At 34.5% G+C, this 12,206-nt stretch carries 12 protein-coding genes; 7 read left to right on the top strand and 5 right to left on the bottom strand.

Translation table 11 applies throughout. The features are described from left to right. Positions 1–56 precede the first annotated feature (56 nt). Positions 57–1,691, bottom strand: coding sequence for an apolipoprotein N-acyltransferase (gene lnt, locus AC3WRL_RS05105; RefSeq protein WP_492329854.1), 1,635 nt, complete (start codon positions 1,689–1,691; stop codon positions 57–59). 55 nt (positions 1,692–1,746) lie between these two features. Here lnt and AC3WRL_RS05100 point away from each other — a divergent pair, with 55 nt between their 5' ends. Continuing rightward, positions 1,747–2,169, top strand: a complete 423-nt coding sequence (locus AC3WRL_RS05100) for a VanZ family protein (protein WP_214832978.1) — start codon at positions 1,747–1,749, stop codon at positions 2,167–2,169. Here AC3WRL_RS05100 and proC read toward each other — a convergent pair. The 4 genes from proC to AC3WRL_RS05080 all read right to left on the bottom strand — a co-directional run bounded on the left by proC (position 2,150) and on the right by AC3WRL_RS05080 (position 5,793). After that, a complete protein-coding gene (gene proC, locus AC3WRL_RS05095) occupies positions 2,150–2,953 on the bottom strand; it encodes a pyrroline-5-carboxylate reductase (RefSeq protein ID WP_492329853.1) in 804 nt (267 codons plus the stop codon). The two genes, AC3WRL_RS05100 and proC, sit on opposite strands and share 20 nt — an antisense overlap. 124 nt (positions 2,954–3,077) lie before the next feature. Further along, positions 3,078–4,091: a UDP-N-acetylmuramate dehydrogenase gene (gene murB / locus AC3WRL_RS05090; RefSeq protein ID WP_261511087.1), complete on the bottom strand. Its 1,014-nt coding sequence runs from the start codon at positions 4,089–4,091 to the stop codon at positions 3,078–3,080. After that, entirely contained in the window at positions 4,081–4,578 is a 498-nt protein-coding gene (locus AC3WRL_RS05085; RefSeq protein WP_214832972.1) for a hypothetical protein, read from the bottom strand. Before AC3WRL_RS05085 ends, murB begins: the two co-directional genes overlap by 11 nt. A 9-nt stretch (positions 4,579–4,587) precedes the next feature. Further along, complete coding sequence (locus tag AC3WRL_RS05080; protein WP_214832970.1) at positions 4,588–5,793, bottom strand: pyridoxal phosphate-dependent aminotransferase; 1,206 nt, start codon at positions 5,791–5,793, stop codon at positions 4,588–4,590. A gap of 376 nt (positions 5,794–6,169) precedes the next feature. On the opposite strand from AC3WRL_RS05080, the gene AC3WRL_RS05075 reads away from it, so the two are divergent. From AC3WRL_RS05075 to AC3WRL_RS05050, 6 genes are all read left to right on the top strand, one after another. After that, on the top strand, positions 6,170–7,870 hold the full coding sequence (locus AC3WRL_RS05075) for a T9SS type A sorting domain-containing protein (RefSeq protein ID WP_214832968.1): 1,701 nt from the start codon (positions 6,170–6,172) through the stop codon (positions 7,868–7,870). A gap of 124 nt (positions 7,871–7,994) precedes the next feature. Next, on the top strand, positions 7,995–8,450 hold the full coding sequence (locus AC3WRL_RS05070) for a DUF1801 domain-containing protein (protein ID WP_492329852.1): 456 nt from the start codon (positions 7,995–7,997) through the stop codon (positions 8,448–8,450). After that, positions 8,428–9,078 carry a YiiX/YebB-like N1pC/P60 family cysteine hydrolase gene (locus AC3WRL_RS05065; RefSeq protein ID WP_492329851.1) on the top strand — a complete coding sequence of 217 codons (651 nt, stop codon included), beginning with the start codon at positions 8,428–8,430 and terminating at the stop codon, positions 9,076–9,078. Before AC3WRL_RS05070 ends, AC3WRL_RS05065 begins: the two co-directional genes overlap by 23 nt. A gap of 161 nt (positions 9,079–9,239) precedes the next feature. Beyond that, positions 9,240–9,551 (top strand): NIL domain-containing protein, encoded by a 312-nt coding sequence (locus AC3WRL_RS05060; protein ID WP_214832962.1) that lies wholly within the window; start codon positions 9,240–9,242, stop codon positions 9,549–9,551. 113 nt (positions 9,552–9,664) lie between these two features. Next, positions 9,665–10,219, top strand: coding sequence for a LemA family protein (locus AC3WRL_RS05055; RefSeq protein ID WP_214832960.1), 555 nt, complete (start codon positions 9,665–9,667; stop codon positions 10,217–10,219). Between the two features lie 3 nt (positions 10,220–10,222). Next, positions 10,223–12,151 carry a DUF2207 domain-containing protein gene (locus AC3WRL_RS05050; protein ID WP_214832959.1) on the top strand — a complete coding sequence of 643 codons (1,929 nt, stop codon included), beginning with the start codon at positions 10,223–10,225 and terminating at the stop codon, positions 12,149–12,151. Positions 12,152–12,206 lie beyond the last annotated feature (55 nt).

The raw sequence follows: 12,206 nt of genomic DNA, 5'->3' as shown, positions 1-12,206 counted from the left end.
ACGACGTACATCGGGAGACTTTTCAAAGTCTCCTTTTTTTAATTAGGAATCACCCTTTATTTTTTTTTAAGTCTGTTTTGAAATCTTTTAATTAAAAAGTAAAACAATAAGAAACCTAAAGCAAAAATTGAAAATCTGGATAAAAGATCACCAGCTCTTGTATAAAAAGTCTGTTGATCATAAAGATTTACCCTGGCAAATAATGTCGTCTGATCCCCATAAAAAGTATCCTCCAAAACTTCACCCTTCGCATTGATATGTGCTGAAATTCCACTGTTGGCAGCACGGACGATTTCTCTTCGTGTTTCAATAGCTCTTAATTTAGCATAAGATAGCAATTGTTTATGGCCCTCTGTAACTCCCCACCATGAATCGTTGGTCATAATGGCCAGGAAATTAGCTCCTTTTTTTACATAATCGGTTACGAATTCTCCATAAATACTTTCGTAACAAATGATCGGTGCAATTTTTCCTTTATTGTACGGGTTTGAAAAAGCAACTCTTTCTTTATCTGTTCCTAATGAAACAACTGATCCGCCTAAATTAAGCATTGCATCGCCTAAAAGGGGTTTTAAAACACTCATATAGGGGAAGATCTCAACACCTGGCACCAGTTTTCCTTTATGATATACTTCCACTTTTTGATTAGGGACAACTTGTATTGCTGAATTATAACTGGCAACCCAAAGCCCTGGATTAATTTGATAGGCTTCTTTAGGGAGGTCTTTTTCATTTAAAAAGAAATGATGTGATGAAATTCCTGTAGCAAAGACAGAACCGGGATGCTTTGAAAGGAATCCTTTAATGTTATTTAAAAGTAAACTTTTTTCAAATGCGGTCTCAGAAATAGAGCCTCTTCCGGGAATTGCTGTCTCCGGAGCGATATAATAATCGATCTTTCCTTTTGAGTTTTTCTCTGCAAGATTTAATAGATCATTTTCGATCGTTAAGCTGTCTTTTGAATATTTTTCGGCATAAGGATCAAGATCAGGCTGAAGCATTAAAACATTAACCTGTCCGATCGGTTTTTCATTAAAGTTACTATACTTGATTACTGAAATGATCATTGGTATGATGATTAAAGCAGCAGTAATTGATGTATTTCGGATAAGATCTTTCTTTTTACGTCCTGCTTCCCAGGTTCTTATGGTATAGAAGATAAATAAATTAATAACTAGGATCCAAAAACTTCCTCCTGTTGCTCCTAAGGTATCATACCATTGAATTAATTTTGGATAATCAGCAAACACATTTCCCAGATTAAGCCATGGCCAGGTTAATTCCCAGCTCATATGAAATTTTTCAAATCCCATCCATATCGCTATAAGAAAGGCAAACCCCCAATAAGTTCCCTGTGCATTTTTATACCAATGATAACATTGAAAAACCAAGGAATACAAGAAAGAATTAACCAGAACAGGAAATACTACAGCCATTAGTGAATGGCTTCCGTCCGGGTTTTTTGATCCATACAGCCATCCGGTTGTTACAATATTCCAAATCACAAAACACAGGTAGGAAAGTCCAAAGACTACCCAGCTCTTTCTTTTGAAACCTGAAAATTTGGAAACTCCATGTTCCATCATCAGAAGTGGAACAAGGGCAAAAAAGATAAAGAACGGAATCCCGTAAGTTGGCCATGATATGGACAATAGCATCGCTGAAATGAGCGTAAGTAAAACGTATTTCATTAAATTAGATTAACACACAAATTTAATGTTTTTGAAATGAATAAATTTGCAATTGATGTTAAAGAAAATTTACAAATTTGTTATTGGCCCTTACAGCCTGATTTTGCTCTACCTTATGTTTTTAGGAATGGGTCGGGTTCAGTATGAGGATAATGTGGTAAGGATGGAACCTGTTTTATCAACCATCTGGTATATAAAAGAAACAATTCTCTGGAAAGATATCATTATGATTGTATTGGGAAATGTTATTATGTTTATTCCTTTTGGCTTTTTAGGATGGATTTTCCCGGGTCTTAATAACCTTAAAAGTCTTTTGTTTAGTTTTTTGTCTGCGATTACAATCGTAGAAGCATTTCAATATTTTACAAGAATGGGAATTTTTGAAGTGGATGATATTATATTAAACACTTTCGGAGTCTATCTTGGTTGGTTAATGCGTAAATTGCTGGAGGATAAATTTAACCATTTAACTCTTTAGCACGTTTCTCAGCATTCAGAATGCCTTTCTTTAAGATTTCTTTGAAATTGTTTTCTTCAAAGGTTTTTAAAGCAGCTTCAGTTGTACCACCTTTTGATGCAACATCTTTTATCAGTTCTTCAATATTTTTTTCAGAATTGTTCATGAGATGATAAGCTCCGAGCATGGTTTGCTTAACAAAAAGTTTGGAAAGGTTTTCATCAATTCCCATTTCAACTCCAGTTTTTATCATTGCATCAACAATATAATAGAAGTAAGCTGGTCCACTTCCTGATAGAGCAGTTACGCCGTCCAATAGTTCTTCATTTTCCAGATAAACAGATCTTCCAGTACTGTTCAGTAGCCTTTCAACATTGATGAGCTGGTTGAAAGAAATACCTTCAGCGGAAGTATAACCTGTAATTCCCATTCCAAGGAGAGTAGGGGAATTAGGCATAGCCCTTACCACCATTGGATGGTTTAACAATTTTTGTATTTTCTCGATTTTAATTCCAGCCATAATGGACAGAACCATTTGGTTATCTTTTAAAGAAAACTGAATATTGTCAACAACATTTTGAAAGTCCTGAGGTTTTACAGCAATGATAATAAGATCAGCATCGAGTTCCTTAACCTCGTTAAAAGTTGAAATTTTAGAATGAGGAAATTCTTCAGAAATTTTAGCGAACTTAGATTCGTTTCTTGTGATCAGGTGAAGATCTTCAGCCTTTATTAATTCATACTTCAAAAAAGATTTTGAAAATGACAAACCCATATTTCCGGCTCCCAGAATAGCTATTTTCATATTGTGTTTTTATAATTTTTAACTAAAATAGTGCTTTTTATTTTAAAAACGAGCTAGAAACTTAAACAAAAAAACAGCCATAAATAAGGCTGTCTGTATTTAAAAATAATCGTCTTCTTTATTTTTAGATAATATTTACCTCTCTTTCCAGTTCAATACTGAATTTTTCTTTTACAGAATTGATAATCTCTGTAGAAAAATCAAAAATTTCCTTGCCTGTTGCATTTCCGGTAGCATTGATAATAACCAGAGATTGTAATTGATGCGATGCAACATTGCCAATTTGTTTTCCTTTCCAGCCACACTGTTCAATAAGCCATCCTGCGGGGACTTTTACCTGATCTCCGGCTGGGTAACCTTGAATATTTTCGAACTTTTCTTTTAGAGCTTCAAATTGAGGTTGAGGAATTGTGGGATTTTTAAAAAAGCTGCCTGCATTTCCAATAATTTTAGGGTCTGGAAGTTTACTTTGCCTGATATTGATCACTGCTTTAGAAACATCCTGAATGGTAGGGTTTTCAATATTTAATTTTTCGAGTTCACCCTTTATCGCTCCATATTCGGTTTTAATAGGATGATCTTTTCTGGTTAATCTGAATGTCACATCCAGGATCACATATTTACCTTTTCCTTCCTGCTTGAAAATAGAATCTCTATATCCGAATCTGCATTTTTCTAAATCAAATGTTTCAATATCCAATGTTTCTAAATTCAAGACTGTACAACTTACGAACACATCTTTTATTTCTGTTCCGTAGGCGCCAATATTCTGCATGGGAGAGGTTCCTACATTTCCAGGGATTAATGAAAGGTTTTCCAGTCCGCCATAATTTTTATCGAGGCAATACATCACAAATTCATGCCAGTTTTCGCCTGATCTTGCTGTTACCAAAATATTGTTTTCGTCTACATTCTCTTCAGAAATTCCTTTTAGATTAATCTGAATAGCTACACCTTCAAAATCTTTAGTCAATAACACATTACTGCCACCTCCTAAAAACAGAATGGGTAATGAATAAGAAGTAGAAAATCGAATTGCTTCTTTTAGGTCTTCGATTGTACTGACTTCTGTGAAATATTTTGCTGTAGCTTCAACACCAAAAGTATTATAGGCTTTTAGAGAAAAATTATCTTGCATAAGGTAGTTGGTATTCTTTGGGCAGAATCTCTTCTATTCTGCTTTTAAGCATTTGAAGTTGTTTATAGTGGACCGTATCATGAAATGAATTAACATAAACATGGGCGTTTTTCGGTGTTCTGATCTGAAAAGTTTCGTCTATACCATCTACTGACTGAGCGCTTGGCGAGCTCTTAATTTTGTTCAATGTCTTTACGTTAATGGTCGAGATCAGATATTGCCAGTTTTTCAGATTGTTTGAAGATCCCCAGTATTTGTGTGTTTTCTTGGCCGTGCTGCCCATCTCTAAAGAGATCGAATCTTTAGTTGCTTTAATGATCCTGTAATCTCCCAGGTCACCACCAATATTCGATACACTGATGAAGGTGATCTCATTAGGGTTTTTGGGAGCGGCTTTTTTTTCTTCTTTCTTATTACAGAAAAAAAATGTCAGCAATAAAAGCATTGAAAATATAATTTTCAAAACAGATTTTCCTATTGCTGACATCTTTATAATTTAGAGATTAAATTCTAATTTGTATTGTTTCAGTGCTTCCTTTAGGATTTCAACACTTCTTCTTAAATCTTGCTCTTTTAGTACGTAAGCAATTCTTACCTGTTTTTTTCCTAGTTCAGGATTGCTGTAGAAGCCACCCGCTGGTGCTACCATAATGGTTTCATTATTAAGAGAATATTTTTCCAGCAACCATTGAGCAAATTTTTCAGTATCATCAACAGGAAGTTGAGCTACGCAGTAGAAAGCCCCTTTTGGTTTTGGGCAAATAACACCCGGAATAGCATTTAATAAATCTACTAATACGTTTCTTCTGTGTGTATATTCTTCTCTTACCGCACGGATATAAGCTCCATCATTTTGGTGTGCTGCAGTAGCTGCAATCTGTCCTAAAAGAACAGGGCTTAATCTTGCCTGAGCAAAAAGCATCGCTGCATCATGAATTTTCTTAGAACGTGTAATCATACATCCAATTCTTACGCCACACATAGAATAACGCTTAGATTCCGAATCAATGATTATACAGTTTTCACTTAGTTCAGGAAAAGCCAGCATTGAAACCTGTTGCTTGCCATCATAAACATATTCTCTGTATACTTCATCTGAAATAACTACGATATCGTATTTTAAAGCAATCTCTGCTAATTTTTGAAGTTCTTCACGGGTATAAAGATATCCTGTTGGATTTCCCGGGTTGCAGATGACGATAGCTCTTGTTCTGTCTGTTATTTTTTTCTCAAATTCTTCAATTGGAGGAAGTGCAAAACCTGTTTCAATCGTTGATGGAACTGCTACAACATTTACATTAAATGTACTTGTAAATCCATTGTAATTAGCATAGTAAGGTTCAGGAATGATTACTTCATCACCATCGTCACATAAAGTTGAAATGGCAAAGTTCAATGCTTCAGAGCCACCATTGGTAACAATGAAATTATCAGGAGTTAAATCAGTAAAATCTAAAGAATGATAGTACTCTGTCAGCGCTTTTCTATATTCAATATTTCCTTCAGAAAGAGCGTACTCCAATACTTTTAAATCAATGTTTTTTAAAGCATTTAGAGCGGTTTCAGGAGTTTCAATGTCCGGTTGTCCGATATTAAGGTGATATACTTTTATTCCCTTTTGTTTAGCTAGCAAGGAAAAAGGAACCAGTTTTCTTACCGGCGATGGCGGCATATGTTGTGCTCTGTTTGAAATATTCGGCATTGTTTAAAAAATTTGTATGGCAAAAATAACATTTAATTTTTCAATATTAAAATTATAAAGGATACTATAAGCTTAGAATTACAGATTTAATTTTTTTTCTGATAAAAATTTTATAACAGACTGATTGTGTAATAAATATTAATGCTTTTTTAATAACTTATTATTGTTTTTAATTTTTTAGGGGTGTTTTATCGAATATATACATTGTAATCTTAAATTGTTGTATTTTATTTAAACAAAATTGTTTTGTGTTGATTTTTTTATAAATTTACAGCACTAATATTAAATTACTATGAATATAAATCGATTTTTTGGTGCATTCAGTGTATGCACTCTTTTTTTCGCGTCAAATGTAGCGGCGCAAAATTTTCAAACAATGCCGGTTGTATCCGGATATACAGCGGATGTTATAGCCAATGGAATAGGTTCATCTATGACTTCTACAACAATAGATGTAGATGGAGTTTCGTTTGCTTTTGTAGCAAAAGACTTCCAGCTAACAGCAGCTAGTACACCTATAACTTATGGTATTCCGGTAAATGGTACAATCAATTCAGTTGTAGCAAGTACACCAGGGTTGAGTTTTCAGTTAGGAGATCTAAGTGCAAATAATTCGCTTAGGCTTGCTACTACTGGAGAAACAGGAACACTGGTTTTTGCTCTTCCAAAAGCCGCTTTTAAACTGTATTTGCTTTCTACCAGTGGAAGTGGTACATCTACTGTAAGTGCAACGGTAACGTTTGCAGATAATACCACTCAGGTATTTTCAGGAATAGCACTATCAGATTGGTATAATGGATCTAATTTTGCAATCCAGGGAATTGGAAGAATTAACCGGACCAATGATGTCTTGGAAGCGAGTGCGAGCAATCCAAGATTGTATCAGTCTGTATTAAATATTGATGCAGCTAACGTAACAAAACCTATACAAAGCATTACTATAGCTAAAAGTGGTGGAACGGGAATCTCTAATATTTTTGCAATCTCAGCAGATGCTTTTACAGATTGTTCTGCCCCAACTTTGCAGCCAGTGGGTACACTTTCTTCTAATTCTGCACAGGTTTCGTGGACTATTCCACCAACAACGACAGCGGCAAGTTATGATTTGTATTACAGCACAACCAATACGCCACCTACAAGTACAACGACCCCAAATATGACTGGGATTACAGGAACATCAACAACGATTGGTAGCTTATCATCATCAACCACTTATTATTACTGGGTAAGAACAAATTGTACCACTGCAACAAGTCAAAGTGGATGGTCAGTTGGTGGTACTTTTACTACTTTATGTGGCGCAATGGTACCTCCTTATACTAATGATTTTACTGCTTTCCCAGGAAATTGCTGGGCTAATGTTTCAGGGGGAACTCCTGCAACAGGATCAACCGGCACCAGTCAATACTGGATAGCAGATGGATTCTTAAATGTTACGGGGACAGGTTCTGCAAGAATTAATCTTTATAGTGTCAATCGCGCAGGATGGTTGAAAACAGTTCCATTTGATCTTTCTGCTGGCGGATACAGGGTGAAATTTGACTATGGAGTGACAGAGTATTCAACTACTGCTGCTTCTCCAATGGGATCTGATGATATAGTACAGTTCCTGGTTTCTAATGATGGCGGAAGTACATGGACCGTATTGCAGACATGGGATGTAAATAATACTCCTTCCAATACATCTACTACCTATTCATATGATTTAACAAGCAATACAAGTCCTAATACAGTATTTGCTGTTTACGGAAATGATGGAGCAGTAAATGATGCACCAGATTATAATTTCTACGTTGATAACTTTATTGTAGAATCTGCACAATTAAGTACTTCTGAAGTTAATGGGAATAAAAAAGCAGTTAGCATTCATCCAAACCCATTCAAAGATGTATTGTATATTTCAGATACAAGAGATCTGAAATCAGTAAGTGTTACCGATGTGTCAGGAAGATTGGTAAAAACTATTGATAATCCAACAAAAGAAATCAATCTGAGTACTTTGAATTCCGGATTGTACCTGATTAATATCCAATTTAAAGATGGTTCAAGAAGTACAGTAAAAGCTATTAAACAATAGATTTTATTGAGAAGATAAAAAGAGGCAGCTATAACATTTATAGCTGCCTCTTTTATTTTAAGTATAATAATATAAAGTTATTTTTAATTTTTGTTAATTTGAAAACTAATAAAACTAAATTAAAATGCAAATCCATGCGGCTTCTGTAGAAGATTATATTTCACAAATTCCTGAGGACCGGAAAGGGGTGTTTAGAAAGCTTTTTGACACTGTAAATGATAATTTACCGAAAGGATTTATCAATAATCCAAGTTATGGAATGGTGGGCTGGGCGGTACCTTTAGAAACTTATCCTGCAGGATATCATTGTGCTCCTGGTTCACCATTGCCATTTATAAGCTTAGCTTCCCAAAAGAACTTTATAGCATTATACCATATGGGAATATATGCAAAACCTGAACTTCTAGAATGGTTTGTTGCTGAGTTTCCAAAACATTCTGCAAGAAAACTGGATATGGGTAAATCTTGTATCCGTTTCAAGAAGATGGAAGATATTCCATTCGAATTAATCGCCGAAGTAAGTAAAAAAATGACTGTTGAAGACTGGATAGAATGTTATGAATCGAATTTTAAAAGATAGGCGTATACACCATATAATAGTTGTCATTCTTTTATTTCTATTATCAGGATGTAAAAGTTGGCAGAGGTCTGACCTTAAAGATGGTGATCTACTTTTTGTAACTGCCAAAGAAACTGGACTTTCAGGAGCCATTAATAACGTTACACAAAAGCAAAAAAATACTTCTTTTGATCATATTGGAATTTTAAAGAAAGAAGGGAATTCATTTTTTGTATTGCATGCTGCACCCAAAGGAGGATCTCAGAAACAATCTCTCAGAGATTTTATAAGAGAGGAGACTGAAGATAAACAGAGAATTGTAGTATATCGGCTAAAAGCAGAATTTCAAAATTCAATTCCTTCTGCACTTGAAAAAGCTGGATCAATGCTGGGGAAACCATATAATTTTAATTATATTTTAGATAATAATTCCTATTACTGTTCAGATTTCATTGAAAGAGCATTTAGAGAGGATCATATTTTTAAATTAGAGCCTATGACATTTATTGATCCAAAAACAGGAAAAGTAAACATATTCTGGGAAGAGTTTTATAAGAAAAAGAACCTGAAAGTCCCTGAAGGAGAGCTTGGTTGTAATCCGAATGGTCTGGCTGGTTCAGATAAATTGGAAAGAATAAAAGAACTATAAAAAACAGAGAGAAGTGAGTGACTTCTCTTTTTTTATGTTAAAATTAAAAAATATTAGTCTACTGATTTGGTGGACTAATATTTTTTTATATTTTTGTGACAGATTTAACGCAATAAGAAAATGTAAAATCAAGAATAGTCTAACCAAAAAAATGTTTAGTGATGATTACACCAAGTCCGAACCTGCAGGTTCTCCAAAATAAGATCAACCTGCCAAAAAAAGAAATGATACTTGAAATAGAATTAAACGGTAAAATGAAGTTTGAGAATATTTTAAATGCAATGTGCAACCAGTTCGGGATCTATCACAGGGTGTTATCTGCTAATGTAGAGTATATTGAAGGACGTAGTTTTGGTTCTGTTCAGTTATATATAAATGCAAATTCAGATGATTGCAAGCAGCTTGAGCTTTATCTGAATAAAAATAAACTTTTAAATACCAGTGTAGAGTATATCTGCAGGAAGTATTTTTAGGGGAGATTCATATAGTTTTAATTACGAAAGTGTTCAGTTTACTGAACGCTTTTTTTTATGATCAGTGGTAACTGAAAAAATAGTACTTTTAGCATATATAAAACCAATAATTTATGATCGCAATTATTATCATTGTCGCTGTAGTTGTTTTGTTTCTTTTCTATGGAGTTTCTATTTATAACCGTTTGGTAAAATTTAGAAACCTTGTTCAGGAAGCCTGGAGTAGTATTGATGTAATGTTGAAAAAACGTCATGATCTTATTCCAAATCTTGTAGAAACGGTAAAAGGATATGCCAGTCATGAACGTGAAACCTTGGACAGCGTTACAAGAGCAAGAAATCAGGCTGTTGGTGCCAATTCTGTTGAGGGTAAAGAGGCAGCTGAGAAAAACCTGAATCAGGCAATGATGAATCTATTTGCTGTAGCTGAACAGTATCCAGATCTTAAGGCAAATGCCAATTTCCAGCAATTACAGTCAGAACTTACCTCTATAGAAAATGATATTGAGAAATCAAGAAGATACTATAACGGAACCGTTCGTGAAAACAATACCCTAGTAGAGTCTTTTCCAAGCAATATCATTGCGAATATGTACAAATTTGAAAAATCGCCATTCTTTGAATTGGAAAATATAGCCGAAAGAGAAGTTCCATCTGTGAAATTTTAGGTGATGAAAAAGTTTTTATTGCTTTTCAACCTTCTGTTTTTTATAGTTGGTTTTGCTCAGGATGAACCTCGACGTGTGGATCAAATGACGATCGTGGAAAGTCCTGAAAAAATTTCTTCCTTTCATTCTGATATTGATGTTGATAAGAATTCCGGGATCACTGTTACGGAAAATATTAAAGTTCACAGTTTGGGGGATCATATTAAAAGAGGGATTTATCGCGCTTTACCGCTTTCAAGAAACCTTAATAATAAGACCAGGAAAGTAAAGTATACAATCATTTCCATTAAAAAAAATGGAGTTGAGGAAAATTACCACGATCAGATAGAAGATGGCTTTCTTAAAATATATGTAGGAAACAAAGATATTATATTAAGTCCTGGCGATTATGAGTATGAGATCAAATATACGGCAGATCATCAAATAGGATTCTTTGATAAATATGATGAGTTGTATTGGAATGTAAATGGAACATATTGGGATTTTGATATAGATTCTATTTCCGCGAAAATTAATCTTCCCGAAGGAGCCCGGATAATTCAAAATTCTTGTTACACCGGAGCTTATGGCAGTAATTCACAAAACTGTAATGCTAAAGTTTTATCAGATCATTCCATAGAATGGACAGCTGCGGATCTTAAGGCAAATGAAGGCCTTACCATAGCTGTAGGGTTTAATAAAGGAGTAATGATACCACCGCCACCACCCACTTTTCTTGAGAAATTTGGAATTTTAATCGGTGGGTTTATTATTTTCTTAGGATTAATTTTTTACTACTATTCAACATGGAGTAAGTATGGTGTTGATCCTGAAAAACCTGTTGTTTATCCGCAGTTCAATGTTCCCGAAGATCTTTCTCCTGCTTCTTTAGGTTATTTAAAAAGTGAGAATTTTAAAAATAAATATTTAACAGCAGCTATAGTTAATCTTGCTGTAAAAGGATATGTTCAGATCATCGAAGGTGAAGATTCTGGTATTCTAGGACTTTTTAGCTCTAAAACATTTACCATTAAAAAACTGAAAGAAGCAGATCAGTCACTTCCGAAAGAAGAAATTAATTTATTAAATACTCTTTTTTCAAACTCTTCTGATTCCGTAAAGTTTGATGGGAAATATGATTCAAAGATTGAAAGAGTAGTTACCAATTTCAAGGAAACTCTGAAATTCCAGCACGATAAATTTTTAAACGAGGGGAATAACAGTGGCAAACTGGTGTTGCCAACTTTATTGATTATGATAGTTTATGCTCTCGGATTATTTCTTAGTTATACGATATATCCTGAGGCTGAAAAAGTGGCTATTGGAATTGCATTATTTGTGGTTCTTTTTGTAGCCTTTATTTTAGTTGGCTTTTTATTTAAGAATCTTTCATGGAAATTCTTAATACCGATCCCTTTTGTCATATTCTTTGGTATAGGAGGTTTAATAACAAATGGTCATGAAATAACTGAGGATAATAACTTTAATATTTGTTACATCTTTATTGCTCTGGCATTTACCTCACTGATGATCTATCAATATCTAATTAGAAGGCCATCAGAAGAAAAGCTGAAGAAAAAATCCTTGATTGAAGGTTTCAAAATGTATATGGGTGCCGCTGAAAATGAACAGTTGAAATTCCATAATCCCCCTCAGCTGACACCACAGGTTTTTGAAAAACTCCTTCCATTTGCAATGGTATTGGGAGTTGATGAAATTTGGGGTAAAAAATTTGATGACTTATTAAAAAGTATGGCAACCGGAACAGAATATGTTCACGCCTGGTATATAGGAAGTTCTATCAATCACTTAAGTTTTGCAAACAGTTTAAACTCAAGCCTTACGAATTCCATAAAGTCTGCAGCTACACAGCCTTCCAGTTCCGGCAGTGGATCTGGTGGCGGAGGTTTCTCTGGCGGCGGAGGTGGTGGCGGTGGCGGCGGAGGCTGGTAAACCGAAGTAGTCATAAAAATAAAAAGCGTTCAGTTTAACTTGAACGCTTTTTTAT

The organism is Chryseobacterium sp. FW101-FHT12H09, from assembly GCF_058790395.1.
The sequence above is the reverse complement of the archived record's forward strand: the minus strand, read 5'-3'. Positions and strand labels throughout refer to the sequence as shown.

Coding starts and splice junctions, on each gene's coding strand:
- lnt (WP_492329854.1), bottom strand. CDS start 1,691: ATGAAATACGTTTTACTTACGCTCATTTCAGCGATGCTATTGTCCATA.
- AC3WRL_RS05100 (WP_214832978.1), top strand. CDS start 1,747: ATGTTAAAGAAAATTTACAAATTTGTTATTGGCCCTTACAGCCTGATT.
- proC (WP_492329853.1), bottom strand. CDS start 2,953: ATGAAAATAGCTATTCTGGGAGCCGGAAATATGGGTTTGTCATTTTCA.
- murB (WP_261511087.1), bottom strand. CDS start 4,091: ATGCAAGATAATTTTTCTCTAAAAGCCTATAATACTTTTGGTGTTGAA.
- AC3WRL_RS05085 (WP_214832972.1), bottom strand. CDS start 4,578: ATGTCAGCAATAGGAAAATCTGTTTTGAAAATTATATTTTCAATGCTT.
- AC3WRL_RS05080 (WP_214832970.1), bottom strand. CDS start 5,793: ATGCCGAATATTTCAAACAGAGCACAACATATGCCGCCATCGCCGGTA.
- AC3WRL_RS05075 (WP_214832968.1), top strand. CDS start 6,170: ATGCCGGTTGTATCCGGATATACAGCGGATGTTATAGCCAATGGAATA.
- AC3WRL_RS05070 (WP_492329852.1), top strand. CDS start 7,995: ATGCAAATCCATGCGGCTTCTGTAGAAGATTATATTTCACAAATTCCT.
- AC3WRL_RS05065 (WP_492329851.1), top strand. CDS start 8,428: ATGAATCGAATTTTAAAAGATAGGCGTATACACCATATAATAGTTGTC.
- AC3WRL_RS05060 (WP_214832962.1), top strand. CDS start 9,240: ATGATTACACCAAGTCCGAACCTGCAGGTTCTCCAAAATAAGATCAAC.
- AC3WRL_RS05055 (WP_214832960.1), top strand. CDS start 9,665: ATGATCGCAATTATTATCATTGTCGCTGTAGTTGTTTTGTTTCTTTTC.
- AC3WRL_RS05050 (WP_214832959.1), top strand. CDS start 10,223: ATGAAAAAGTTTTTATTGCTTTTCAACCTTCTGTTTTTTATAGTTGGT.